Annotated in this window: 25 protein-coding genes; 17 read left to right on the top strand and 8 right to left on the bottom strand. The window is 73.3% G+C overall.

What is annotated here, in order from left to right; translation table 11 throughout:
* Window positions 1-140: 140 nt before the first annotated feature.
* From ACFWXO_RS30125 to ACFWXO_RS30135, 3 genes are all read right to left on the bottom strand, one after another.
* A complete protein-coding gene (locus ACFWXO_RS30125; RefSeq protein ID WP_375887783.1) occupies window positions 141-716 on the bottom strand; it encodes a TerD family protein in 576 nt (191 codons plus the stop codon).
* Window positions 717-902: 186 nt separating this feature from the next.
* The gene (locus ACFWXO_RS30130) at window positions 903-1361 is read right to left on the bottom strand and encodes a peroxiredoxin (RefSeq protein ID WP_375887780.1); all 459 of its coding nucleotides are present in this window, start codon (window positions 1359-1361) and stop codon (window positions 903-905) included.
* Window positions 1362-1654: 293 nt separating this feature from the next.
* Entirely contained in the window at window positions 1655-2095 is a 441-nt protein-coding gene (locus tag ACFWXO_RS30135; protein WP_375887778.1) for a DUF3052 domain-containing protein, read from the bottom strand.
* A 517-nt stretch (window positions 2096-2612) separates the two neighbouring features.
* Between ACFWXO_RS30135 and aceE the strand changes: the two genes are divergently transcribed.
* Both aceE and ACFWXO_RS30145 read left to right on the top strand, forming a co-directional pair.
* Complete coding sequence (gene aceE / locus ACFWXO_RS30140; RefSeq protein WP_375887776.1) at window positions 2613-5363, top strand: pyruvate dehydrogenase (acetyl-transferring), homodimeric type; 2751 nt, start codon at window positions 2613-2615, stop codon at window positions 5361-5363.
* A gap of 99 nt (window positions 5364-5462) precedes the next feature.
* Window positions 5463-5909, top strand: a complete 447-nt coding sequence (locus ACFWXO_RS30145; RefSeq protein WP_380527530.1) for a nitroreductase/quinone reductase family protein — start codon at window positions 5463-5465, stop codon at window positions 5907-5909.
* A 67-nt stretch (window positions 5910-5976) separates the two neighbouring features.
* On the opposite strand, the gene ACFWXO_RS30150 is transcribed toward ACFWXO_RS30145, so the two are convergent.
* Window positions 5977-7584, bottom strand: coding sequence for an MFS transporter (locus tag ACFWXO_RS30150; RefSeq protein WP_375887772.1), 1608 nt, complete (start codon window positions 7582-7584; stop codon window positions 5977-5979).
* A gap of 217 nt (window positions 7585-7801) precedes the next feature.
* Here ACFWXO_RS30150 and ACFWXO_RS30155 point away from each other — a divergent pair, with 217 nt between their 5' ends.
* The 9 genes from ACFWXO_RS30155 (at window position 7802) to ACFWXO_RS30195 (ending at window position 16188) form a co-directional block, all read left to right on the top strand.
* Window positions 7802-8488 (top strand): TetR/AcrR family transcriptional regulator, encoded by a 687-nt coding sequence (locus tag ACFWXO_RS30155; protein ID WP_380527534.1) that lies wholly within the window; start codon window positions 7802-7804, stop codon window positions 8486-8488.
* 115 nt (window positions 8489-8603) lie between these two features.
* Window positions 8604-9908 (top strand): sensor histidine kinase, encoded by a 1305-nt coding sequence (locus tag ACFWXO_RS30160; RefSeq protein ID WP_380527536.1) that lies wholly within the window; start codon window positions 8604-8606, stop codon window positions 9906-9908.
* Window positions 9905-10579, top strand: coding sequence for a response regulator (locus tag ACFWXO_RS30165; RefSeq protein WP_375887764.1), 675 nt, complete (start codon window positions 9905-9907; stop codon window positions 10577-10579). The genes ACFWXO_RS30160 and ACFWXO_RS30165 overlap by 4 nt, the downstream gene beginning before the upstream one ends.
* Before the next feature lie 139 nt (window positions 10580-10718).
* Window positions 10719-11840 carry an alpha/beta hydrolase gene (locus ACFWXO_RS30170; protein WP_380527539.1) on the top strand — a complete coding sequence of 374 codons (1122 nt, stop codon included), beginning with the start codon at window positions 10719-10721 and terminating at the stop codon, window positions 11838-11840.
* Between the two features lie 32 nt (window positions 11841-11872).
* Window positions 11873-13123: an acyltransferase gene (locus ACFWXO_RS30175; RefSeq protein ID WP_380527541.1), complete on the top strand. Its 1251-nt coding sequence runs from the start codon at window positions 11873-11875 to the stop codon at window positions 13121-13123.
* Window positions 13124-13370: 247 nt separating this feature from the next.
* A complete protein-coding gene (locus ACFWXO_RS30180) occupies window positions 13371-13685 on the top strand; it encodes a hypothetical protein (RefSeq protein WP_380527544.1) in 315 nt (104 codons plus the stop codon).
* A gap of 278 nt (window positions 13686-13963) precedes the next feature.
* A complete protein-coding gene (locus ACFWXO_RS30185) occupies window positions 13964-14359 on the top strand; it encodes a hypothetical protein (RefSeq protein ID WP_380527546.1) in 396 nt (131 codons plus the stop codon).
* Between the two features lie 79 nt (window positions 14360-14438).
* Window positions 14439-14786: an MmcQ/YjbR family DNA-binding protein gene (locus tag ACFWXO_RS30190; protein ID WP_375887752.1), complete on the top strand. Its 348-nt coding sequence runs from the start codon at window positions 14439-14441 to the stop codon at window positions 14784-14786.
* Between the two features lie 187 nt (window positions 14787-14973).
* Complete coding sequence (locus ACFWXO_RS30195) at window positions 14974-16188, top strand: alpha/beta hydrolase (protein ID WP_375887749.1); 1215 nt, start codon at window positions 14974-14976, stop codon at window positions 16186-16188.
* A gap of 14 nt (window positions 16189-16202) precedes the next feature.
* On the opposite strand, the gene ACFWXO_RS30200 is transcribed toward ACFWXO_RS30195, so the two are convergent.
* Entirely contained in the window at window positions 16203-17186 is a 984-nt protein-coding gene (locus ACFWXO_RS30200; RefSeq protein ID WP_380527548.1) for a helix-turn-helix transcriptional regulator, read from the bottom strand.
* A gap of 150 nt (window positions 17187-17336) precedes the next feature.
* Here ACFWXO_RS30200 and ACFWXO_RS30205 point away from each other — a divergent pair, with 150 nt between their 5' ends.
* Window positions 17337-17915, top strand: coding sequence for a TIGR03086 family metal-binding protein (locus tag ACFWXO_RS30205; RefSeq protein WP_375887744.1), 579 nt, complete (start codon window positions 17337-17339; stop codon window positions 17913-17915).
* 67 nt (window positions 17916-17982) lie between these two features.
* On the opposite strand, the gene ACFWXO_RS30210 is transcribed toward ACFWXO_RS30205, so the two are convergent.
* Together ACFWXO_RS30210 and ACFWXO_RS30215 are read right to left on the bottom strand one after the other, a co-directional pair.
* Window positions 17983-18996: an aldo/keto reductase gene (locus ACFWXO_RS30210; RefSeq protein WP_375887741.1), complete on the bottom strand. Its 1014-nt coding sequence runs from the start codon at window positions 18994-18996 to the stop codon at window positions 17983-17985.
* Window positions 18993-19496: a MerR family transcriptional regulator gene (locus ACFWXO_RS30215; protein WP_375887738.1), complete on the bottom strand. Its 504-nt coding sequence runs from the start codon at window positions 19494-19496 to the stop codon at window positions 18993-18995. The genes ACFWXO_RS30210 and ACFWXO_RS30215 overlap by 4 nt, the downstream gene beginning before the upstream one ends.
* Window positions 19497-19611: 115 nt before the next feature.
* Between ACFWXO_RS30215 and ACFWXO_RS30220 the strand changes: the two genes are divergently transcribed.
* A complete protein-coding gene (locus ACFWXO_RS30220) occupies window positions 19612-20445 on the top strand; it encodes a serine hydrolase domain-containing protein (protein ID WP_380527552.1) in 834 nt (277 codons plus the stop codon).
* A gap of 2 nt (window positions 20446-20447) precedes the next feature.
* Here the strand turns inward: ACFWXO_RS30220 and ACFWXO_RS30225 are convergent, their stop codons facing one another.
* Window positions 20448-21224, bottom strand: coding sequence for a pirin family protein (locus ACFWXO_RS30225; RefSeq protein WP_380527554.1), 777 nt, complete (start codon window positions 21222-21224; stop codon window positions 20448-20450).
* A gap of 253 nt (window positions 21225-21477) precedes the next feature.
* Here ACFWXO_RS30225 and ACFWXO_RS30230 point away from each other — a divergent pair, with 253 nt between their 5' ends.
* From ACFWXO_RS30230 to ACFWXO_RS30245, 4 genes are all read left to right on the top strand, one after another.
* Window positions 21478-22674 (top strand): PucR family transcriptional regulator, encoded by a 1197-nt coding sequence (locus tag ACFWXO_RS30230; RefSeq protein WP_380527572.1) that lies wholly within the window; start codon window positions 21478-21480, stop codon window positions 22672-22674.
* Between the two features lie 91 nt (window positions 22675-22765).
* Entirely contained in the window at window positions 22766-23734 is a 969-nt protein-coding gene (locus tag ACFWXO_RS30235) for an ACP S-malonyltransferase (RefSeq protein ID WP_375887730.1), read from the top strand.
* Window positions 23731-24768 (top strand): beta-ketoacyl-ACP synthase III, encoded by a 1038-nt coding sequence (locus ACFWXO_RS30240; RefSeq protein ID WP_375887728.1) that lies wholly within the window; start codon window positions 23731-23733, stop codon window positions 24766-24768. Before ACFWXO_RS30235 ends, ACFWXO_RS30240 begins: the two co-directional genes overlap by 4 nt.
* Before the next feature lie 81 nt (window positions 24769-24849).
* Complete coding sequence (locus tag ACFWXO_RS30245; protein WP_375887726.1) at window positions 24850-25098, top strand: acyl carrier protein; 249 nt, start codon at window positions 24850-24852, stop codon at window positions 25096-25098.
* The last annotated feature ends 194 nt before the right edge of the window (window positions 25099-25292 follow it).

The raw sequence follows: 25292 nt of genomic DNA on the forward strand, positions 1-25292 counted from the left end.
CCCCGCCCACACCACCCCCCGCCCCCCCCCGCCCCCCGCCCCCCGCCCGCGCGCGCGCGCCCCCGGCGCGCGCGGCCGCGCCCCCCCCGCCCCGGTGACCGCTCAAGACCCCTGCGCCGCAGGAGGACTCAGACGAGGACTCAGACGTTGACGCCGAAGTCCTGGGCGATGCCGCGCAGGCCGGAGGCGTAGCCCTGGCCGATGGCGCGGAACTTCCACTCGCCGCCGTTGCGGTAGAGCTCGCCGAAGACCATCGCGGTCTCGGTGGAGGCGTCCTCGGAGAGGTCGTAGCGCGCCAGCTCGACGTTGTTCGCCTGGTTCACCACCCGGATGAACGCGTTGCGCACCTGGCCGAAGTTCTGGCCGCGGTTCTCGGCGTCGTAGATCGACACCGGGAAGACGATCTTCTGCACGTCGGCCGGGACGGTGGCCAGGTTGACCTTGATCGCCTCGTCGTCGCCCTCGCCCTCACCGGTCAGGTTGTCGCCGGTGTGCTCGACCGAGCCGTCCGGGCTCTTCAGGTTGTTGAAGAACACGAAGTTCCCGTCCGAACCGACCTTGCCCTGCTCGTTGCAGAGCAGCGCGCTGGCGTCCAGGTCGAAGTCCGTACCGGTGGTGGTCCGGACGTCCCAGCCCAGGCCGACCACGACGGCCTGGAGACCCGGCGCCTCCTTGGTGAGCGAGACGTTGCCGCCCTTGCTGAGGCTGACTCCCACGTGTCCTCCAAGAATCGGGAGGCACGGGTGGTGCCCCCGGGTGGTGCGGTTCTCGGCGCCGACCGACGAAAAACGGACGTACGCCGCACTCCGCCAACGGCCCGAGCGTAGTACCGGGTTCCCGTACGCACGCCCGAACGACGGGGCCGGAGGGTCGCACGGGCCCCGTGGGGCCGTCCGGGGGGCTCAGAGGCCCGCCAGGGCCTTGAGGTACTCCTGCTCGTCCCGGGCGTCCGGGAGGCCGTTGACGACGCTCCAGCGCACCGTGCCGGCCTTGTCGATCACGAAGGTGCCGCGCAGCGGGCAGCCCTTCCGCTCGTCCAGGACGCCGTAGGCCCGGGTGACCTCGCCGTGCGGCCAGAAGTCGGCCAGCAGCGGGAACTCCAGGCCCTCCCGGTCGGCGAGGACCCGCTGGGAGAACTGCGAGTCGCAGGAGACGCCGAGCACCTGGACCTCGTCGTTCTGCAGCCCGGCCAGCTCGCGCTGGATCGCGCCCAGCTCGCCGGTGCAGACGCCGGTGAAGGCGAACGGGTAGAAGACCAGGACGACGTGCTTGCGGCCGCGGAAGTCGGCCAGCCGGACCGTCTCCCCGTGCTGGGTGCTGAGCTCGAAGTCCGGAGCCTGGGTGCCGATCTCGATGGCCATGAGCGGGACCTTTCTGACGCGACCTGGCCGCGCTACGGGCACGGCAGGCGACATCCTCGCATCCGTTGACCGACGTTCGGCCGAACGGATGACGCCGCCCACCGGAAGGCCCACCCCTTCCGCCCTGAGCGAACGCACAGAACACCCGGAACACCCGACTCCCGGATCGCCCGGATCGCCCGGAACGCCCGCGGCACCCGCACCCCCGGCCGCCCGGGGAGCCGCACGAAAAAACGCCGGGCCCCGACGGAGGAGGTCCTCCGAAGGGGCCCGGCGCGAGGCTCGGGGCCCGTTCAGCGCTGCTTGGGCTGCTTCGCCGTGGACTTGGTCGCCAGCCGGGTCGCCGCCCAGTCCTTGGCCACCGCGATCGAGCTGGTCTGCGACAGGCCGGAGGTCTTCGCCGCGTCCGCGATGTCGGACGCCTCGATGTGGCCGTCCCGGCCGGTCTTGGGCGTCAGCAGCCAGATCAGCCCGCCCTCGGCCAGGTACTCCAGGGCGTCCACGAGGGAGTCGGTGAGATCCCCGTCCTCGTCGCGGTGCCACAGCAGGACGGCGTCCGCGACGTCGTCGTAGTCCTCGTCGACGAGCTCCGTCCCGGTGATCTCCTCGATGCCCTCACGGAGATCCTGGTCAGTGTCTTCGTCGTACCCCAGCTCCTGGACGATCTGGCCTTCTTCGAAGCCGAGACGGGTCGCCGGGTTGGACTTGTCCGCGGGGTCCGCGGTCGCGCTCACGGGAATAACCTCCAGTATTCGGCCCGGCATCCATGCCGAGGCTGTGGCCGTAGTCCACACGGGCGCGGCGGTTCGCGCAAGTACCCGACCGCCGATCCCCCCCAAAGGTTGACGTGTCGCAGCGGGACACGCCGGGCGAGGTGTCGGGAATCACACCGATTTGCCCTTCTCTGCGTGGGACAAGGATGCTTCGGGTGGTCCCGGCCCACAGGCCGTACGCGTGCCCGAGATGCGAACGGCATTCGGGGTCCGCGCGTGCGCGGGCGTAGAGTCTCCTGTTGGCCCTCACCCCGGCCGCCCGCCATCGGGCGGACGGGACACCAGGTCGGACCACCTCTTTTCGTAACACCCGGGGGTGTGCGGAGCGGACGAAGAAGCCCGCGACGCGCACCACCAGACCGTTCCGTCCACCAGGCGGAACGGTTACCGATCGGTAGAGATGACGGATCTCCGAGCGCGGTAGCACGATGGAGGCGGCGCGACACACCTCAGTTTCGACCGACAGTGAAGGAACAGCGTGGCTTCCGGATCCGATCGCAACCCGATCATCATTGGCGGCCTTCCGAGTCAGGTCCCGGACTTCGATCCCGAGGAGACCGCGGAATGGCTGGAGTCGCTCGATGCGGCCATCGACGAGCGGGGGCGTGAGCGTGCCCGTTACCTGATGCTGCGGCTGATCGAGCGCGCCCGCGAGAAGCGTGTCGCCGTGCCCGAGATGCGCAGCACGGACTACGTGAACACCATCGCGACCAAGGACGAGCCGTTCTTCCCCGGCAACGAGGAGATCGAGCGCAAGATCCTCAACGCGACCCGCTGGAACGCGGCCGTCATGGTCTCCCGGGCGCAGCGCCCGGGCATCGGCGTCGGTGGGCACATCGCCACCTTCGCCTCCTCCGCGTCGCTGTACGACGTCGGCTTCAACTACTTCTTCCGCGGCAAGGACGCCGAGGGCGAGTCGGGCGACCAGATCTTCTTCCAGGGTCACGCCTCCCCCGGCATCTACGCCCGCGCCTTCCTGCTGGACCGACTCACCGAGCAGCAGCTCGACGCGTTCCGCCAGGAGAAGTCGAAGGCCCCGTACGGCCTGTCCAGCTACCCGCACCCGCGGCTGATGCCGGACTTCTGGGAGTTCCCGACCGTCTCGATGGGCCTCGGCCCGCTCGGTGCGATCTACCAGGCGCGGATGAACCGCTACCTGGAGCACCGGGGCATCAAGGACACCTCGGACTCGCAGGTCTACGCCTTCCTCGGCGACGGCGAGATGGACGAGCCCGAGTCGCTCGGCCAGCTCTCGCTGGCCGCCCGTGAGGGCCTGGACAACCTGACCTTCGTGGTCAACTGCAACCTGCAGCGCCTGGACGGCCCGGTCCGCGGCAACGGCAAGATCATCCAGGAGCTGGAGTCCCAGTTCCGGGGCGCCGGCTGGAACGTGATCAAGCTGGTCTGGGACCGCAGCTGGGACCCGCTGCTCGCGCAGGACCGCGACGGCGTCCTGGTCAACAAGCTGAACACCACGGTGGACGGCCAGTTCCAGACCTACGCCACCGAGACCGGCCAGTACATCCGCGACCACTTCTTCGGCGGCGACCTGCGCCTGCGCGCCATGGTCGAGAACATGACCGACCAGCAGATCCAGCACCTGGGTCGCGGCGGCCACGACCACAAGAAGATCTACGCGGCGTTCAAGGCCGCCCGCGAGCACCAGGGCCAGCCGACGGTCATCCTGGCCCAGACGGTCAAGGGCTGGACGCTGGGCCCCAACTTCGAGGGCCGCAACGCCACCCACCAGATGAAGAAGCTGACGGTCGAGGACCTCAAGCGCTTCCGCGACCGGCTGCACCTGCCGATCACCGACAAGCAGCTGGACGAGGGCTACCCGCCCTACTACCACCCGGGCCGCGACTCGGAAGAGATCCAGTACATGCACGACCGCCGCAGCGAGCTGGGCGGCTACGTGCCGACCCGCAAGGTGCGCCCGCGCAAGCTGGAACTGCCCGGCGACGACGCATACAAGGCGGTCAAGAAGGGCTCCGGCAACCAGACCATCGCCACCACCATGGCGTTCGTCCGGGTGCTCAAGGACCTCATGCGGGACAAGGGCATCGGCAACCGCTTCGTGCCGATCGCGCCGGACGAGTACCGCACCTTCGGCATGGACTCGCTGTTCCCGTCGGCGAAGATCTACAACCCGCTGGGCCAGACCTACGAGTCGGTCGACCGCGACCTGCTGCTGGCCTACAAGGAGTCGCCGACCGGCCAGATGCTGCACGACGGCATCTCCGAGGCCGGCTGCACCGCCTCGCTGATCGCCGCCGGTTCGTCCTACGCGACCCACGGCGAGCCGCTGATCCCGGTGTACGTCTTCTACTCGATGTTCGGGTTCCAGCGCACCGGCGACCAGTTCTGGCAGATGGCCGACCAGCTGGCCCGCGGCTTCGTGATCGGCGCCACCGCCGGCCGAACCACGCTGACCGGTGAGGGCCTGCAGCACGCCGACGGCCACTCGCACCTGCTGGCCTCGACCAACCCCGGCGTCGTCGCGTACGACCCGGCGTACGGCTTCGAGATCGCGCACATCGTCCAGGACGGTCTGCGGCGGATGTACGGCTCCAGCGCCGAGCACCCGCACGGCGAGGACGTGTTCTACTACATGACCGTCTACAACGAGCCGATCAAGATGCCGGCCGAGCCCGAGAACGTGGACGTCGAGGGCATCCTCAAGGGTCTGCACCGGTACGCGCCGGCCACCGCCGGCCAGATCCCGGCCCAGATCCTCGCCTCCGGCGTGGCCGTGCCGTGGGCCCTGGAGGCCCAGCGCATCCTCGCCGAGGAGTGGAACGTCAAGGCCGACGTCTGGTCCGCGACCTCCTGGAACGAGCTGCGCCGCGACGCGGTGGAGGCCGAGGAGTTCAACCTGCTGCACCCCGAGGAGCAGCAGCGGGTGCCGTACGTCACCCAGAAGCTCCAGGGCGCCGAGGGCCCGGTCGTCGCCGTGTCCGACTGGATGCGCGCCGTTCCGGACCAGATCGCCCGCTGGGTGCCGGGCCAGTACCAGTCGCTGGGCGCCGACGGCTTCGGCTTCGCCGACACCCGCGGTGCGGCCCGTCGCTTCTTCCACATCGACGCGCAGTCGGTCGTCCTGGGCGTGCTCACCGAGCTCGCCAAGCAGGGCAAGATCGACCGCTCGGCGCTGAAGGACGCGATCGACCGCTACCAGCTGCTGGACGTGACCGCGGCCGACCCGGGTGCCGCCGGCGGCGACGCCTGATCACCCGCTAGCGCCTGAGAGGGGCCGGACTCCCGTACGGGGTCCGGCCCTTCGGCGTTCCCGCCCCGGACACCCGGGTCAGGTCCTACGCTCGACGCCATGACGAACCGGAGCACGCACCACCACCCCGAACCCGCCGACGGCGCGGGAGAGTTCAACCGCAAGGTGATCGCCGAGTTCCGGGCCGGCGCGGGGGTGGTGGGCGGCGACCTCGCCGGGATGCCGCTGCTGCTGCTCACCGTGGTCGGCGCCCGCAGCGGCGAGCCGCGCACCACCCCGCTGGTCCACCTGCCGGACGGCGAGCGGCTGGTGGTCTTCGCCTCCAACGGCGGCAGCGACACCGACCCGGTCTGGTACCGCAACCTGGTCGCCCACCCGGAGGTCACCGTCGAGCTCGGCACCGAGCGCTACCCGGCCGTGGCGGCCGCGGTCGACCCGGCCGAGCACGACGCGCTCTGGGCCCGCCAGTCGGCCGCCCAGCCGCAGTTCGCCGAGTACCGCGAGGCCGCCCGGACGATCCCGCTGGTGGCCCTCACCCGGGTCTGAGCGGCACCCCGGGCAGCACGACGGCCCCGGTCTCCCCCACGGAGTCCGGGGCCGTCCGCCGGCCGGCTCAGATGTGCACGGCCGGGCCCGCGTCGGTCTCGCCGCGGCGGGTCAGCAGGGCCAGCAGGGCGGCGCCGAACGCCACCACCGCGGCCACCATGAAGGCCAGCGACATTCCGCTGACGAAGGACTGGTGCACGGCGCCGGCCATCAGGTCCACCGCCTGCTGCGGGGTACCGGGCGGGGCCGGCGGGGCGATGCCCAGCTGGGCGGCCTGCTTGAGGCCCGCGGCCGCCTGCGGGTCCTCGACCGGCGGCAGGCCGGCCTTGGCCCAGTTGCCGGGCAGCACGTCGCCGACCTTGGCGGCCATCAGGGCGCCCAGCACGGCGGTGCCCAGGCTGCCGCCGACCTGCATCGCGGCCTGCTGGAGGCCGCCGGCCACGCCGGACAGCTCCAGCGGGGCGTTGCCGACGATGACCTCGGTGGCGCCGACGATGACCGGGCTGATGCCGAGGCCCATCAGGACGAACCAGAGCGACATCACGCCGGTGCCGGAGCCGGTGTCCAGGGTGGACATGCCGACCATCGCCCCGGTGGTGAGCAGCATCCCGACCATGATCGGGATCCGCGGGCCGAGCTTGCCGATCGCGAGGCCCGCCAGCGGCGCGCCGACGATCATCATGCCGGTCATCGGCAGCAGGTGGATGCCGGCGTCGACCGGCTTCATCCCGTGCACGTTCTGGAGGTAGAAGGTCACGAAGAAGATCGCGCCGAAGAACGCGAAGGCCATCAGCACCATCAGCAGCACGCCCGCCGACAGCGGCACCGAGCGGAACAGGCTCAGCGGGATCAGCGGCTCCTTCGCCCGGCCCTGCCAGAGCGCGAAGAGCACCATCAGCAGCACCGCGCCGCCCAGGAACAGCAGCGTCCGGGCGTCGCCCCAGCCCCACTCGGGGGCCTTGATGATCCCGAAGACCAGCGCGAACATCCCGACCGAGAGCAGCCCGATGCCCGGCAGGTCGAAGGACTTCGCGGCGTTCTCGGCCCGGACGTCCTTGAGGATCCACAGGCCTAGGGCCACCGCGGCCAGGCCGACCGGGATGTTGATGAAGAACACCGACTCCCAGTTGACGTGCTCGACCAGCAGGCCGCCGACGATCGGGCCGGCCGCGGTGGACGCGCCGATCACCCCGCCCCAGATGCCGATCGCCATGTTGAGCTTGTCGGCCGGGAAGGCCCCGCGCAGCAGGCCGAGCGCGGCGGGCTGGAGCAGCGCGCCGAACAGGCCCTGGAGGACGCGGAAGGCGATCACGGTCTGGATGTTGCCCGCGAAGCCGATCGCGGCCGAGGTGGCGGCGAAGCCGACCGCGCCGACCAGGAAGGTGCTCTTGTGGCCGAAGCGGTCGCCGATCTTGCCGGCGGTGATCAGGAAGACCGCGAGCGCCAGCAGGTAGCCGCTGGTGACCCACTGGATCTCGGAGGGCGCGGCCTTGAGCTTCTCCTGGATCACCGGGTTGGCGATCGCGACGATCGTGCCGTCCAGGGCGACCATCATCACGCCGACCGCGACGGTCAGCAGGGTCAGCCAGGGGTGCCCCTTGAGCCCTCCCCCGGCCGGCGGCTTCGACGGCGGCGCCGCGTCCGCCTCGGAGTTCTTGACGACGGACTGACTCATCTGGGCCCTCCGGGGGCGTGACAGAGACCGGCACGTGGTGGTGGCGCTGCGACGACCCACCCGTCCCCACGAGTGCCCGGCCGACGAGCGCCACTCCGGCAGATTATGTCAGCGACTGACATTCGGCAAACAGTGACTTGTGGCCGGAACTGCCATTTGTCAGGCGGCTAAGGTTGTGCTCCCACCCGCCACACCCGCGCCCCGGAAGGCCCCCGCCATGGCCGCTCGCACCCCCCGCCCCGTCGGCACCCCGGAGGACCTCGGCCGGGCCCCCGGCCTGCGCGAGCGCAAGAAGCAGCAGACCCGGGACGCCCTGGTGCAGGCCGCCCACGCGCTCTTCCTCGGCCAGGGCTTCGCCAGGACCACCGTCGACGAGATCGCCTCCGCCGTCGACGTCTCCCAGCGCACCTTCTTCCGCTACTTCGCCAACAAGGACGAGGTCGCCCTCGCCGTGATGGCCGACGCCGAGGACTACTTCATCCACTGCCTGCACCACCGGCCCGCCGAGGAGACCCCGCTCCAGGCCCTGCGCGCCTCGATCGTCCAGGCCTGGCGCGACCTCGGGAACGCCCGGGCCTCCGGCCCCAACTCCATCGGCAGCGCCCTCGAACTGCTGCGCATCATCGAGGACACCCCCGCCCTGCTCGCCGCCCACCTGCGCCGGGTCACCGAGCAGGAGCGGCTGGTGGTCCAGGTGCTCGCCGAACGCGAAGGACTCGACCCCGCCGAGGACCTGCGCCCGGTCGTGCTCGCCGCCGTCTTCGGCAGCCTGCTGCGCGCCGCCCACCTCTCCTGGACCGCCGAGCAGGAACCGGCCGGCCCCGAGGGCATGGTCGTGGTGATCGAGCGCTACTTCGACCAGCTCGGCCCCGCCCTGGCCGGCCACTGGCGCGACCACCCGTAACGCCCGCAGCGCCCGCCCGTAGTACCCGGGTACCACCCCGTACCCGGGTGGTACCCGGAGGTTCGCGCTCCAGTCCGACGCGCGACCCGGGCCCGTGCTCCTAGGCTGGCCCGCGATGAAGACGCTCACCGCCGCCGACGCCCGCAGGTTCGCCGCCCGACAACTGCGCACCCTGCGGCAGAACCTGACCATCTCCAGCGAGAACGAGACCCCGCTGCTCGGGAACTCCCGCCGACGCTGGGTGCGCAGGATCCCGTTCGCCGTCGCGATCATCCTCCAGGCCTCGCTGATCCCCTCCGGGATCGCCACCCTGGTCGGCTTCTACGGCCTGGTGCTGCCGGTCGCCGCCGCACTCACCGTCGCCCAGACCACCCCGCTGTTCCTCGCCATCACCCGCCCGCTGGCCGCCTGGTGGATCAGCGCCCCCACCCTGGTCCTCACCGCCGCCATCACCGCCCGCCACCACCAGCTGATGGGCAGTTGGCCGTGGACGGCACCGATGATCATCGCGTACCTCTTCCTGCTGCTCGCCCTCGGGCTGCGCGAGCGCCGGGCCACCGTGGTCTCGGTCTGGATCGCCACCTTCCTGCTCACCGTCCTCACCACCACCCTCGGACTGCCCCGGACCGGCGACGGCACCACCGTGCTGCTGATCGCGCTCAGCGGAGCCGTCCTGCTGCTCGGCTGGGCCGTGCAGGACCGCGCGGTCGCCCGCCGGCTGCTCACCGAGCAGGAGCAGATCAGCGAGGTGGAGCGCGAGCGGCGCACCCTGCTGGAGGAACGCGCCCGGATCGCCCGGGAGTTGCACGACGTGGTGGCCCACCACATGTCGGTGATCGCGGTACAGGCCGCCAGCGCGCCGTACCGGATCCAGGGCGTCCCGGACGACGCCGCCGAGGAGTTCACCGCGATCGCCGGCACCGCGCGCGCGTCACTGGCCGAGATGCGCCGGCTGCTCGGGGTGCTGCGCAGCGAGGACGCCTCCAGGGAGAAGGCCCCGCAGCCGGGCGTGGCCCAACTCGCCCAGCTGGTCGAGACGGTGGGGCGGGCCGGGGTGCCCGCCGAACTGGCCGTGGACGAGGGGCTGGCCGAGCTGGTGCCGCAGGCCGTCGGCCTCTCCGTCTACCGGATCGTCCAGGAGGCGCTGGCCAACGTGGTCCGGCACGCCCCCGGCGCCCGGACCTGGGTGTCGCTGTCGGCGGACGGCCCGGAACTACGGCTCACCGTGGTCAACGCGCCCCCGTCCCAGCACACCGAGTCACTGGAGGCCTCGGTCGAGGGCACCGGGCACGGCCTGGTCGGCATGCGTGAACGCGTCCGGCTGGTCGATGGCAGGCTGGACACCGGCCCGCTGCCGGACGGCGGCTTCAAGGTGGCCGCCGTCCTGCCGCTCGACCCACCCCAGGAGACACCCGTATGACCATCCGCGTGATCATCGTCGACGACCAGGCCATGGTGCGGGCCGGCTTCGCCGCCCTGCTCAACGCGCAGAGCGACATCGACGTGGTGGGGGACGCGGCGGACGGCGCCCAGGCCCTGGAGGTCACCGGCCGCACCCACCCGGACGTGGTCCTGATGGACGTCCGGATGCCCGTCATGGATGGCCTGGAGGCCGCCCGGCGACTGCTCGACCCCGACGTCCCCGGCGCCCACCGGCCCAAGGTGCTGATGCTGACCACCTTCGACGTGGACGACTACGTGTACGAGGCGCTGCGCGCCGGGGCCAGCGGCTTCCTGCTCAAGGACGCCCCGCCGGCCGACCTGATCGCCGCGGTCCGGGTGGTCGCGGCCGGCGAGGCCCTGCTCGCCCCCTCCGTCACCCGGCGGCTGATCGCCGACTTCGCCCGCACCAAGCCCGCCAGGCGCCGCGACCCCAAACTGCGGCTCAACGGCCTGACCCCGCGGGAGACCGAGGTGCTGGGGCTGATCGCCCGCGGCCTGTCCAACCAGGAGATCGCCGCCCAGCTGGTGCTCGCCGAACAGACCGTCAAGACCCACATCGGGCGCATCCTCGGCAAGCTCGACCTGCGCGACCGCGCCCAGGCCGTGGTGCTGGCCTACGAGTCCGGCCTGGTAACCCCCGGCGAGTAAGGGGGGTTGTCCCCCTCATACCCCGGTAGCACCGGGTAGTTGGCCCCGCGGTGTGACGTCCGCGGGGCCGTCGTCTTCCTACCTTCCTCCTCGTCGAAAGCCGAAGCCGGCTGCCGAACGGACGAGGGAGAACAGGGACATGCGCAAGCTCCGTACCAAGCGGGCGCTCGCCGCCACCGCGCTGGCACTGGCGGCGGCACTCGGCGCGGGTGGCTGGGCCGCCGACACCCAGGCCGCCGTCACCGGCCCGCCGCCCGGCAGCGCCGCCTGGACCGCCGACACCGCACTCGGCCTGCGCCTCCCCGACCCGGCCACCAGCACCCCCGCCCAAGTCGCCGCCTTCTTCGCCGGGTTGACGCCCGCCCAGCAGCAGGCCCTGGCCGCCCGACACCCCCTGGTGGTCGGCAACCTGGACGGCGCCCCGGTCCCGCTCCGGTACCGGGCCAACACCCTGGCCCTCACCGCCGAACGCGACCGGGAACTCGCCCGGACCACCGACCCGGCCCTCACCCCGCAGGACCAGCAGGCCGCCCGCACCCGCGCCGAGCGCTACCGCACCCTGCTGGACGGCGGCCGGCAGGTCCTCGCCTTCGACCCGCGCGGCCGCGGCCAGGTCGCCGAGGTGTTCGGCGACCTCACCACCGCCCCCCGCACCGCCGTGATCGTCCCCGGCTCCGACATCGACCTGCTCACCTTCGACCGCGCCACCGAGCCGTACGGCACCCCCGTCGGCATGGCCCGCGCCCTGTACCGGGCCACCGACGGGCGGACCGCCGTGATCGCCTGGGCCGGCTACACCACCCCGGTCGGCGTCGGCGTCGACGCCGCCACCGAGGACCTCGCCCGGGCCGGCGCCGACCGCCTCGACCGGTTCCTGGACGGACTCGCCGCCAGCACGACCCCGCAGGCCCCGCCCACGGTGTTCTGCCACAGCTACGGCTCGGTGGTCTGCGGCCTGGCCCGCCCGACCCCCGCCCGGGCCTCCGGCCTGGTGGTGCTCGGCTCGCCCGGCATGGGCGTGGACTCGGCCGCCGACCTCGACCCCGCGGTGCCGCTCTGGGCCACCGCCCGCAACGACTCGGACTGGATCGGCGACGTGCCCAACGTCCGGTTCCTCGGCCTCGGCCACGGCGCCGACCCGACCGACCCCGGCTTCGGCGCCCGCCCGCTGCCGTCCACCGGATCCCACGGCCACACCGGCTACTTCACCCCCGGCACCGCCTCCCTCGCCGCCTACGCCGCCATCGCCCAGGGCCGCTGAGCCCCACCCCCCGCCAAGGAAGGAGCACCACCATGGCCCGCCCCACCAGCACCCTGCCCCACCCCGTCGCCGCCCTGCGCCGCGCCGCCGCGAAGGTCGACGCGAAGACCCCCGCGAGCCGCGACCGCGCCCTGGACGGCCTGCGCGCCCTCGCCCTGCTCTCCGTCCCGATCGGCCACTGGATGCTCGGCGGCCTGACCCTCTCCGCCGACGGCGCCCTGCACAACGCCAGCCCGCTCTCCGTCCTGGGCGGCCTCGCCCCGGCCAGCTGGGTGCTCCAGATGCTCGGGGTGTTCTTCCTGGTCGGCGGCCACTCCTCGGTCCGCTCGCTGGAGCGGGCCCGGGAGAAGGGGCTGACGTACGGGAGTTGGCTGCGGGCCCGGACGGTCCGGCTGCTGCGGCCGGTGCTGGGGGTGACGGCGGTGTGGGCGCTGCTGATCCCGCTGCTGCCCCGGCTCGGGGTGCCCGCGGACACCCTGCGCACCGGCGCCACCCTGGTGGTGCAGCCGCTCTGGTACATCGGGGTGTACCTGGCGCTGACCGCGCTCACCCCGCTCTGCGTGGCCTTCGGGCGGCGGCTCGGCCCGTGGTCGGCGGGCCTGCTGGTGGCCTCGGTCGCGCTGGTCGACCTGCTGCGGTACGGGCCGTGGGCCGAGGCGGTGCCGTCCTGGCTGGGGCTGCTGAACCTGCTGCCGGGCTGGATGTTCGGCTACCAGCTGGGCGTGCTGTGGGCGCAGGGCCGGCTCGGCCGGTCGGCCGCCCGGGTGCTGCTGTTCGGCGGCGCGGCGCTGTTCGCGGTCCTGCTGGTGGTGTTCCACTACCCGGCGAGCATGGTCGGGGTGCCGGGCGTCGAGCGGACCAACTCGCACCCGCCGTCCCTGCTGGTGCTGGCCCTGGCCGCGGTGCAGTGCGGCGCGGCGGTGCTGCTGCGGGAGCGGCTGGGCCGGCTGCTGACCCGCCGTCCGCTGGTGTGGCTGCCGGTGGTGGCGGTCAACCTGTCGGCGATGACGATCTTCTGCTGGCACCAGAGCGCGATGCTCGCGGTGGCCGTGCCCGGCGCGGCCGGCCTGGGCGCCCTGCCGGGGCTGACCACCGCGCCGGACTCGCTCGGCTGGGTGGCCGCCCGGCTGGCCCTGCTGCCGCTGTTCGGGGCCGCCCTGGTGACGATCGGGTGGTTCACCCGGCGCTTCGACGGGCCGTGGACGGCCTTCTCCCGGGCCGGCAAGGCGCTGGCGGGCGCGGCGGCGGCGCTGTTCGCCGCGTACGCGCTGGGCATGGTGTGACACCCCGGCGACCACGCCGGCGATCACCGCTCCGAAGGGGCGCGCAACCGAACGGTGCGCGCCCCTTCGGCCGTTCCAGCGCATCCCCGGAAGGGGCACCGCTCCAAGGGAGGCACGGCACATGCGTGCCACCACGCACTGTGATGTTCTGTGACGGTCGGCGACCATCGCTGGACCGCGCCCGCCCACGGCCCGTCCGTCCGCATTCGCCCCCTCCCCGAACACCCCTCCCTCCCCGAGGAGATCCATGCCCCCGTCCCCGTCCCGCCCGCGGTCCCGGCCCCGGGGCCGCCACCGGCTGCCGGCCGCCGCCGTGGTCCTCGCGGTCACCACCGGAAGCCTGTTGAGCGCCGCCGCCCCGGCACTCGCCCACGGCGGGGACGACCTCGCCCCGCACGTCGACTCCCGCCGGGTCGCCGAGGAGGTGCGGCAGGACGAGTTCGCCGCCCTCGGCCGGGAGCACGCCGAGGAGCACGCCCGGATGCGCGCGGCCGTCCGCGGCGTCGGCGACTACCCGCAGACCACCCGCAGACCACCCGCACCAACCGGTACAACGCCCTGACCGCCTCCCAGGCCCAGCTCAACAAGGCCTTCGCGCCGGAGACCTTCGGCGCCTTCAAGGAGTACTTCCCCTCCCCCGACTTCGGCGACCACGTCGCCCTGCTGCCCACCGGCAAGGTCCTGCTGTTCTCCTTCGAACGGATCGAGACCAACCCCGAGAAGGAACCCGCCCCCACCCAGACCATCGGCAAGGAGAACGCCGGCCGGGCCTTCCTCTGGGACCCGGCCAAGGGCACCGGCAAGGACGCCTTCCGGCGGGTCGACCCGCCGGTCCCGGACATGCCGGACGGCCTGGACGAGCCCCGCCCGGTGCCGTTCTTCTGCTCCGGGCACTCCTTCCTGCCCAACGGCATGCTCGGCGTCTTCGGCGGCAACCTGGGCGGCACCGGCGGCACCGGCGCCAAGCTCTCGCTGGTCTTCGACCCGTGGACGGAGACCTGGACCCGCAACCCCGACATGTCGGTGGGCCGTTGGTACCCCTCGGTGGTCACCGGGGCCGACGGCCGGGACTGCTTCCTGCCCGTCCCGGACCGCCAACGGGTCAGCGGCAGCAGCGAGTTCTGGGTCTTCTGCGGCCAGAGCTACCGCCGGATCTCGGTCGCCGACGGCAGCGGGCACCCGGACCGACTGGTCGACGGCGACCGGACCTGCGACAACTGGGCCTCGCTCGGCTGAGCGCCGCCCGCGCCCCGCGCCCCCGCGCCCACCCGGGGGTGCGGGGGCGCGCAGCGGGGCCCTGCTCTACCCTGCCGCCATGGTGACGTTCGACGAGTTCCGCGCGATGGCCCTGGCCCTGCCGGAGGCCGCCCAGGAACCGACCTGGGGCATCCAGACCCTGCGGGTGCGCGGCAAGGTCTTCGCGATGGGCGACCCCGACGGCGACAGCGTCACCGTCAAGGCCACCCGCGAGGACCAGGCCGAACTGATCGCCGCCGAGCCCGAGGTGTTCTCCTTCGCGCGCTACGTCGGACGCCACGGCTGGGTGAGCGTCCGACTGGACCTGGTCGACCCGGAGGAGCTGCGCGACGTGGTCACCGAGGCCTGGCGGCGGACGGCCCCCAAGAGGGTGGTCTCCGAACATGACGCCCGCCACTCCGCTTAGCACCGCCGGAACGGCCACACAAGGACGTCGGGAGGACACTCCCGGTTCATGTGATCCATCCCACAGTTTGGGCGTGTCCGTCACCCTCCTGTGACCTCTACGCTTTCCCAGGGAAGTCAGCAAGTCCATTTCGCACCCTCCGGGCACCGCCCGAGAAACGGTGACGGGCCCCAAGGGAGTTGGTGCGGTGCGCAACCGTCGACGCTGGAAGCGGGTACTGATCGGGGCGTTCGCGGGTTGTGCCGTGCTCGCCGACGCGGGTGCCTCGGCAGCCGCCGCCGCGGTCTCCTCGGAGCAGCTGGCGATCTCCACGCCTCCGGCCGGCAGCGCCGCCTGGATCCAGGACCACTCCTTCGGCCGCGTCCTGCCCGACCCGGCCACCACCAGCCCGGCCGACGCCGCCGCCTTCTTCGCCTCGCTCGCCCCCACCGAGCTGGACCGGCTGATCAAGGACTACCCGCTGGTCGTCGGCAACTACGACGGCGCCCCGCTGGACCTGCGCTACCGCGCCAACCGGATCGCCCTGGCGAACGAGCGCGACGCCGCCCGGGCCCGCGCGGCCGACAAGAAGCTGGACGCCGACACCCGCGCCCTGGCCGTCTCCCGCGCCAACGACGTCGACCACCTGCTCACCCCCGACCGGCAGGTCCTCGCCTTCGACCCGCGCGGCCGCGGCCTGGTCACCGAGGTCTGGGGCGACCTCGCCGACGCCGAGCACGTCTCCGTCATCGTCCCCGGCTCCGACGCCGACCTCGGCCACTTCGACCAGGCGGCCGAGCCGCTGCGCTCCCCGGCCGGCATGGCCCGCGCCCTGTACTCCGAGGAGCAGCGCCAGGCCCCGGGCACCCGCACCGCCGTGATCGCCTGGACGGGGTACGTCACCCCCTCGGGCCTCGGCCCGGACGCGGCCACCTCCCGGCTCGCCGACGTCGCCGCGCCCCGGCTGGAGCGACTGCTGGCGGGCCTGCGGGAGACCACCCGCCCGGACGCGCCCCCGGCGCTGCTCTGCCACTCGTACGGCTCGGTGGTGTGCGGCACCGCCGCCCCGAAGATCCCGCGGGCGGCCGCCTCGCCGTCCGACACCTCCGGCATCACCGACATGATGGTGTTCGGCAGCCCGGGCATGGGCGTGCAGTCGGCCGACGAGCTGGGCAGCGGCGTCCACGTGTGGGCCACCCGCAACCCCAGCGACTGGATCGGCAACGTCCCGTTCCTGGAGGTCGGCAAGCTCGGCCACGGCGCCGACCCGACCGGCGGCGGCTTCGGTGCCGAGCAGATCTCCTCCGCCCGCGCGGCCGGCCACAACGGCTACTTCACCGACGGCACCGACAGCCTGCACAACTTCGCGGCGATCTCGCTCGGCGACTACCGCGACGTCGTCCGGCCGCAGTCCAACTCCTAGGCCCTGTTGGGGCGTCACTGCTCCTGGTACAGCCGCAGGGCCTCCGCCGCCGCCCGCGCCAGCTCGCGCCGGGCGGCCGGCGGGCCCAGCACCTCGACCTCGGCGCCGAAGGCCAGCAGTGAGCGGACGGCCGCCGCGGACGGGAAGGCCATCGCCAGCTCGACCCACTCCTCGGCCACTCCGCTGTCCGTCTCCGGCGGCAGGGCCGTGACCCGGCCGCCGTGGATGCGCAGGAACATGTCCAGCCGCCCGCGCCGCACCCGCACCGGTACCGGCACGTCCACGGGCAGCCGCTCCACCTGCTCGCGCAGCGCCGCCCACACCTCGCCGAGCGCCACCCCGGCCCGGCGGCGCACCGCCTCCTCGGCGGTCTCGGCGGCCAGCACCCGGTCGGCCCGGAACAGCCGCGGCTCGCCGTGCAGATCGGCCACCAGGTACCAGACCGCGGCCTTGTTCACCAGGCCGTACGGGTCGACGGTGTACTCCACCGGCGCGGGCGCCCCGCTGTGCCGGTAGCGCAGCCGCAGCCGCCGGTCGGCGAAGACCGCGTACTGCAGCTCGCCCAGGTCCGGCGGACTGCCGGCGCCCGCCTGCGGGTTCTGCATCCAGCGTGCCGGGTCGACCAGGATCCGCTCGCTGACCCGCTCGGCGGCCGGGCGGTGCGGGGCGGGCAGCGCGGCCATCACCTTGCGCAGCGCCGAGCCGAGCGCACCGTCCAGCCCGAGGTCGCTGTGGGCGCCCTGGGCGGAGAGCACGAACAGGGCCCGCGCCTCGTCGGCGGTCAGCCCGGTGACGTCGGTGCGGTAGCCGGGCAGCAGGTTGATGCCGCCGTGCCGGCCGCGTTCGGTGAACACCGGCACCCCGGCGGCGGAGAGCGACTCGACGTCCCGGTAGATGGTGCGGACGGACACCTCCAGCCGTTCGGCCAGTTCGGTGGCGGGCACCCGGCCCCGGGTCTGGAGCAGCAGCAGGATCGAGAGCAGGCGGTCGGCCTTCATGGCTCCAGGATCCCAAGAATCCTGACGGCACTTGTCAGGTTTTACTGGGAGATTGCGTTCCGAGCCCGACCGAACGGTCCAGGCAGGGGCCGCCCCCGGCAGAGGGCCGCCCCGAGCAAGGACCGCACCGCACCCAGGAGTTGACCGAAGATGAACGCCGTCCAGGACGCCCGCCCCCAGTACCTCGCCGCCCTCGGCCAGTTGGCGCAGCTGGTCGCCGCCGTCACCCCCGCCGACCTCGACCGGCCCACCCCGTGCGACGAGTACACGCTGCGTCAGCTGCTGAACCACGTGGTCGGCGGCATCCACCGGTTCGCCTACATGGGCGAGGGCGGCCTGGCCGCGGACATCCTGCCCGGCATCGAGGACCCGGCGGACGACGGCTGGCCGGCCGCGCTCGCCCGGGCCGCCGCCCGCGCCACCGCCGCCTGGGCGGACGACGCCAAGCTGGGCCGCCCGACCTCCGCACCCTGGGGCGAGGTGCCCGGCGGGATGGTGGTCGGCGGCTACGTGATGGAGACGGTGACCCACTCCTGGGACATCGCCACCGCCCTCGGCAACGGCTTCGCCCTGGACGAGGGGCTGGCCCGCACCGCGCTGGCCGTCGCCGAGCTGGTCCTGCCGCCCGAGGGCCGGGTCGAGGGGGTCCCGTTCGGCGCGGTGCTGCCGGTCGCCGAGGACGCCGACGTGCACGCCCGGCTGGCCGCCTGGACGGGCCGCAAGGCCTGAGGCCGCACAACCCGTGCGGGGCCGGGGAGGTCGACGACCCCCGGCCCCGCACGGCTGTACCACCCGACTACTCGCGCCCGACCGAGGTGTTGCTCATGTCCGCGTAGCGCTCGCCCGCCACCCGGCCGGCCAGCGGCTCCAGCAGCGCCAGCTCCTCCGTGCTCAGCCGCAGGGCGACCGCACCGGTGTTCTCGGCGAGCCGGCTGCGCTTGCGGGTGCCGGGGATCGGCACCACGGTCAGCCCGTGAACCTGGGCCCGCTGCTGGACCCAGGCCAGCGCGACCTGGGCGAGCGTCGCGTCGTGGGCGGCGGCGATCTCCCGCAGCGGGGTGAGCAGTTCGCCGTTGGCGACGGCGTTCTCCCCGGTGTAGCGCGGGCTGCTGCGGCGGAAGTCGCCCGCCGTGAGGGTCGCCGCGTCCTGGAAGGCGCCGGTCAGGAAGCCCCGCCCGAGCGGCGAGTACGGCACGAAGGCGACGCCCAGCTCGGCCGCGGCCGGCACCGCGGAGCGCTCGACGTCCCGGGCGAACACCGACCACTCGGACTGCACCGCGGCGATCGGGTGGACGGCGTGCGCCTCGCGCAGCTCGGCCCCGGTCACCTCGGACAGCCCCAGCCGCCGCACCTTGCCGGCCTTCACCAGCTCGGCCATCGCGCCGACCGAGTCGGCCAGCGGCACGGCCGGGTCACGGCGGTGCATGTAGTACAGGTCGATCGTCTCCACGCCGAGGCGGCGCAGCGAGCCCTCCACCGCGGTGCGGATGTACTCCGGGTCGTTGCGGATGGCCCGGCGGCTCGGGTCCTCCTCGCTGCGGTCGATGGCGAACTTGGTGGCGATGACCACCCGGTCGCGGTTGGCGCGGACGAACGGGGCGAGGAACTCCTCGTTGCGGCCGTGGCCGTACATGTCCGCGGTGTCGAACAGGGTGACGCCGGCTTCCAGCGCGGCGTCCAGGGTGGCGCGCGCCTCGTCGGAGTCGGTCGGGCCGTAGAACTCGCTCATGCCCATGCAGCCGAGGCCCTGGACGCCCACCAGCGGGCCGTCGGTGCCGAGGGGTGCGGTGGGGAGGACGGGGTGAGTCATGCGCTCTGCTCTTCCTCTACTCGGTGGTGCTGGCTTCGGACGGGGGCGCCGGCACTGTCGGCGATCCTCCCGGCATAGAGATCGATCTTGTGGTCGAGGACGGCCAGGGTGGCCTGGAGGTCGACGATCCGCTGCCGGACCTCCTCGCGCTGGGTCTCCAGCAGCTCCCGGCGCTCGACGTAGGTCTCGTCGCCGCGGCGGGCCATGTCGACGTACCTGAGCATGTCCGCCACCGACATCCCGGTCAGCCGCAGCCGGCCCAGGAAGGCCAGCCGGCGCAGGTCGCCGTCGCAGTAGCGGCGCTGGCCGCCGGCCGCGCGGTCGACCGGGTCGAGCAGGCCGATCCGCTCGTACCAGCGGAGCGTGTGGGCGGTCAGCCCACTGACGGCGGCGACCTCGCTGATGGTGTGCCGCGGGGTCCGGTCCGGCTCACTGTCCTGGCCGTTGAAGACCTCGGCGCAGCTGCGCAGACCGGCCCGGGCCCGTACGGGTGTGGCCATGATCGATTCCCCCTGTCCTGTGCCGACGACGCTACCGAGTTGGAGTGCACTCCAAGCAAGCCACCCACCCGGGTGCCCCCGCCACCCGACCGGACCGCACATTAGAGTCGACCGCATGGAGAGCTTGCGGATGATCGACAACTGGCCCGTGCCCCACGCCGCCGCCGCGGTGGTCCGGGGGTCGGACGGCGCGGTGCTGGGCGCCCACGGCCCGCAGCAGCACCTCTTCCCGCTGGCCTCGGTGACCAAGCTGCTCACCTCCTACGCGGCCCTGGTCGCCCTGGAGGAGGGCGTGTTCGAGCTGGACGACCCGGCCGGCCCGCCCGGCTCCACCGTCCGCCACCTGCTCGCCCACACCTCGGGCCTCGGCTTCGACGAGGACCGGCTGTTCTCCGAGCCCGGCAAGCGCCGGCTCTACTCCAACGCCGGTTTCGACGTGCTGGCGGCCACCCTGGCCGAGGCCGCCGGGATCGCGTTCCACCGGTACGTCGCCGAGGCGGTGTTCGAGCCGCTGGGCATGCACGACACCCTGATCAACACCGCGAGCAAGTCCCCGGCCGGCGCCGGCGGCCTGTCCACGGTGGCCGACCTGGCCCGGTTCGCCGCCGAGCTGCAGTCCCCGAAGCTGCTGGACCCGTCCACCGTCCGGCGGGCCACCCGCGAGGTCGCCTTCCCCGGCACCAGCGGCGTGCTGCCCGGCTACGGGCACCGCCGCCCGAACGACTGGGGCCTCGGCTTCGAGATCCGCGACGGCAAGAGCCCGCACTGGACCGGCACCGCCAACTCCCCCGAGACCTTCGGCCACTTCGGCCAGTCCGGCACCTTCCTCTGGGTCGACCCGCGGGCCGGCGCGGCCTGCGTCGCGCTCACCGACCGGGACTTCGGCCCCTGGGCCGTGGAGGCCTGGCCGCCGCTGTCCGACGCCGTCCTCGGCGAACTGCGGGGCTGACCTCAGCCGTACGAGACCGGCGAGTGCATCTCCCAGAGCAGGAGTTCGGCGCCGGTCTCCCCGGCCGCCGGGTCGGCGAAGGCCTCGCCGGTGACCCGCACGCTGTCGCCGGGCGCCATCGACCGCCCGGCGCCCTTGGGCCCGGGCACGGTCCGGTAACCCAGGGAGCCGGCCGTCAGGTGGGCGTACCGCCAGGGCGCGGCGGGCAGTTCGGGCAGCGGCTGCCAGGGGCCGGCGGTGGCCAGCCAGAGGGCGGCGTCGCGGCGGCGCAGCCGCAGGGCGTCCGTCCCGGCGTCGCGTTCCAGGCCGGAGGCCAGCAGCGTCAACCCGCCGTCCGCCCGCTCCACCTTGCGCAGCCCGTACGCGGGGGCGGCGTCGAACTCGTCCGGCTGCAGCCACATCTGGACGAAGCGCACCGGCCCGGTGGCGCCGCCGACGTTGCGCTCGGTGTGGGTGACCCCGGAGCCGGCGCTGAGGTGCTGGACCATGCCCGGGCGCACCACCCCGCCGTGGCCGTGCGAGTCCCGGTGGGCCAGCGCGCCCTCCAGCACCCAGGTGAGGATCTCGGTGTCCCGGTGCTTGTGCTCCTCGAACCCGGCGCCGGGCGCCAGGAGTTCCTCGTTGCACGCGAGCAGCGCGCCGAAGTGGGTGTTCTTCGGGTCGTAGTGGCCGGAGAAGGAGAACGCGTGTCGGGTCTCGATGCCCTCGGCGGGGGTGGAGCGGTAGCGCTCGGCGGTGCGGCGCTGGTCGGCGCGGGGGCGGGCGGCGTCGTCGGTCACGCCCCTCACCGTACTGCTCCGGACGGCGCGCGCCGGGGCGCGGACGCGCCCCGCGCCCCGGGGCCGTGAGCGGCACCACCGTGCCCCCGCACCGGGGGGTGTGCACGAGCAGTCACTCGCGTGAGGCAGTCTTGTCCTTGTGCCAGCCGCTTCCGCGAACTCCAAGAGCGAACCCACGCCGCCCGCCGAACCCACCGGGAAGAGCCCGGCTCCCCGGACCGCCCGTGACCGCCCCGGCCGCCCCGCCCCCCGTCTGACCGTCCAGGAGCGCCGGAACGCCGCCGAGCGGGCCGAGCGCCGGGCCGCGACGCTCAAGCGGCTGGAGAAGTCCTCGGGGAAGCTGGCCACCGCCGCGATCTCGCGGATGGACGACCAGCTCGGCTGGTACCGGCGGATGCCGCCGGAGCACCGCTCCTGGATCGGCCTGGTCGCCCAGGCGGGCATCGCCGCCTTCACCGAGTGGTACCGCCACCCGGAGGCCGCCCGGGCGATCTCCACCGACGTCTTCGGCACCGCCCCGCGCGAGCTGACCAGGGCGATCACGCTGCGCCAGACCGTGGAGCTGATCCGCACCACGATCGAGGTGATGGAGGAGGCCATCGAGGAGGTGGCCGCCCCCGGCGACGAGGCGGACATGCGCGAGTCCGTGCTGGTCTACGCCCGGGAGATCGCCTTCGCCACCGCCCAGGTGTACGCCCAGGCGGCCGAGGCGCGCGGCGCCTGGGACGCCCGGCTGGAGGCGCTGGTGGTGAACTCCCTGCTGTCCGGTGACGCCGACGAGGGCGTGCTGTCCCGGGCGGCCGCCCTGGGCTGGGGCCAGCCCAGCCAGGTCCGGGTGGTGATGGGCAGCGCCCCGGACGGCGACAGCGAGCTGGTGGTCGAGGCGATCCGCCGGGCCGCCCGGTACGCCAAGCTGAACGTGCTGACCGGGGTGCTGGGCAAGCGCCTGGTGGTCGTGGTCGGCGGCGAGAAGGAGCCGGTGCACGCCGCCCGGGCGCTGATCGGCCAGTTCGCGCCGGGCCCGGTGGTGATCGGCCCGACCGTGCCGGACCTGCTCTCGGCGACCCGCTCGGCGCACGCCGCCGCGTCCGGACTGCGCGCCTGCGCCGCCTGGCCGGACGCCCCGCGCCCGGTGCTCGCCGACGACCTGCTGCCCGAACGGGCGCTCGCCGGGGACCAGGCCGCCCGCCGCCAGTTGGTGGAGGAGATCTACACACCGCTGGACGAGGCCGGCTCCGCCCTGCTGGAGACGCTGAGCGTCTACCTGGAGCAGGCGTCCTCCCTGGAGGGCGCGGCCCGAATGCTCTTCGTGCACCCCAACACGGTGCGCTACCGGCTACGACGTGTGACCGACGTCACGGGGTACGCCCCCTCCGACGTACGTTCGGCGTTCACCCTGCGGATCGCACTGGCCCTCGGCCGGCTCACCGCCGCCGGGGAGCCCGGTTGAGCCGGGGTGTAGGGACCATACAATCCCGGATGGTTTTCTTCGTTACCGTCGCCTACCCGCCCCCGGGCGCCTGGCGAGAGAGGGTTGAACCGTGCTCGTAATCGTCGCCCCTGGACAGGGTGCCCAGTCCCCCGGTTTCCTCAGCCCCTGGCTGGAGCTGGACGGTGTCGCCGACCGCCTGCGCCGTTGGTCGGAGCCCGCCGGGCTCGACCTGGTGCACGCCGGGACGGAGGCCTCCGCCGAGGAGATCAAGGACACGGCCGTCGCCCAGCCGCTGCTGGTCGCGGCCGGTCTGGTGACCGCTCGCGCGCTGTTCCCGGACGAGGACGTCGCCCGCAAGCTGACCGGCGCCGTCGCCGGCCACAGCGTCGGTGAGATCACCGCCGCCGCCCTCGCCGGCGTGTTCGGCGCGGCCGAGGCGCTGACCTTCGTCCGTGAGCGCGGCCTGGCCATGGCCGAGGCCGCCACCGTCACCGAGACCGGCATGACCGCCGTGCTCGGCGGCGACCCCGAGGTCGTCGCGGCGAAGCTGGCCGAGCACGGCCTGACCGCGGCCAACAACAACGGCGGCGGCCAGATCGTCGCGGCCGGCACGCTGGTCCAGCTGGAGGCCCTCAAGGCCGACCCGCCGGCCGGCGCCAAGCTGATCGCGCTCAAGGTGGCCGGTGCGTTCCACACCGAGCACATGGCCCCCGGTGTCGAGCGGCTCGCCGCGCTGGCCCCGAGCCTGGCCGTGGCCGACCCGCAGGTCACCTACGTGTCCAACAGGGACGGCGGGGTCGTCGACTCCGGCGCCGAGGTGCTGGCCCGCCTGGTGTCGCAGGTCTCCAACCCGGTCCGCTGGGACCTCTGCACGGAGACCCTCGGCCGGCTGGGCGCGACCGCCGTGATCGAGCTGTCCCCCGCGGGCACGCTCACGGGGCTGCTCAAGCGCAACCTCAAGGGCGTGGCCACGCTCGCCCTGAAGACCCCCGCCGACCTGGACAAGGCCCGTGCGCTCATCGCGGAGCACAGCGGCCAGGAGCAGCCGGACCAGCAGGACCAGGAGGACCTGGCATGACCAAGCCCCAGATCCGCCCCGCCACCGGCGCGCAGTACTCCCGGATCCACGGGGTCGGCGGCTACCGCCCGGTCCGGGTCATCCCCAACTCCGAGGTCCTGGAGTGGATCGACTCCTCGGACGAGTGGATCCGCACCCGGAGCGGGATCGCCGAGCGCCGCTGGGCGGGCCCGGAGGAGAGCGTCGCCGAGATGTCGCTGCAGGCCGCCGGCAAGGCCGTCGCGCAGGCCGGCATCTCCGCCGAGCAGATCGGCGGCGTGATCGTCGCGACCGTCTCGCACCTCAAGCAGACCCCCGCGATCGCCACCGAGATCGCCGAACGGCTCGGCTGCGGCACCGCCCCGGCCTTCGACATCTCGGCCGCCTGCGCCGGCTTCGGCTACGGCCTGGGCCTGGCCGACGGCATGATCCGCGGCGGCAACGCCGAGTACGTGCTGGTGATCGGCGTCGAGCGGCTCAGCGACCTGACCGACAAGTCGGACCGCTCGACCGCCTTCATCTTCGGCGACGGCGCCGGTGCCGCGATCGTCGGCCCGTCCGACACGCCGGGCATCGGCAAGCTGATCTGGGGCTCGGACGGCTCGCAGTCCGACGTCATCAGCCAGACGCAGGCCTGGGACACCGCCTTCGCCAAGCCCGACGCCATCAACGGCCCGGGCGAGGAGCAGGACCACAAGTGGCCGGCCCTGCGTATGGACGGCCAGCCGGTGTTCCGCTGGGCGGTCTGGGAGATGGCCAAGGTGGCCCAGCAGGCGCTGGACGCCGCCGGGATCACCGCCGACCAGCTCGGCGCCTTCATCCCGCACCAGGCCAACATGCGGATCACCGACGCCATGATCAAGGCGCTCAAGCTGCCCGCGTCGGTGCCGGTCGCCCGCGACATCGCGGAGACCGGCAACACCTCCGCGGCCTCCATCCCGCTGGCGATGGAGCGCATGCTGGAGTCCGGCGAGGCCCACAGCGGCGACCTCGCGCTGATCATCGGGTTCGGGGCGGGTCTCGTCTACGCCGCGGCAGTCGTTACGCTCCCCTAGGCGCGTTTCGCCCCACCCCATCCACAAGCCCGTGCCCGGCCGACGGTCGGACACGTTCAACACCGAAGAGGAGCAGCCGGTATGGCTTACACCAAGGACGAGGTCCTGGAAGGTCTCGCCGAGATCGTCAACGAGATCGCCGGTATCCCGGGCGAGGACGTCCAGGAGGACAAGTCCTTCACCGACGACCTGGACGTCGACTCGCTGTCCATGGTCGAGGTCGTCGTGGCCGCCGAGGAGCGCTTCGACGTCAAGATCCCGGACGACGAGGTCAAGAACCTGAAGACCGTCGGCGACGCGGTGAACTACATCCTCACCAACGCCGCCTGAGCGATCGACTCGTACGAGTCGCCCAGTCCGTCCGGCGTGACGCACGCCCAGGACGGCTGACCCGTCGGCCCGGCTCCGAGAGCCAGGTCGACCCGCCGGGGGGGGGGGGGGGGCGCGGGCGGGCCGGCGGGGGGGGGGGGGGGGGGGCGGCCCCCCCCCCCCCCCCCGCCCGAAAGAGGAGAAAGAAAAGAGAG

This window comes from Kitasatospora sp. NPDC059088 (genome assembly GCF_042738155.1).
GTDB lineage: Bacteria > Actinomycetota > Actinomycetes > Streptomycetales > Streptomycetaceae > Kitasatospora.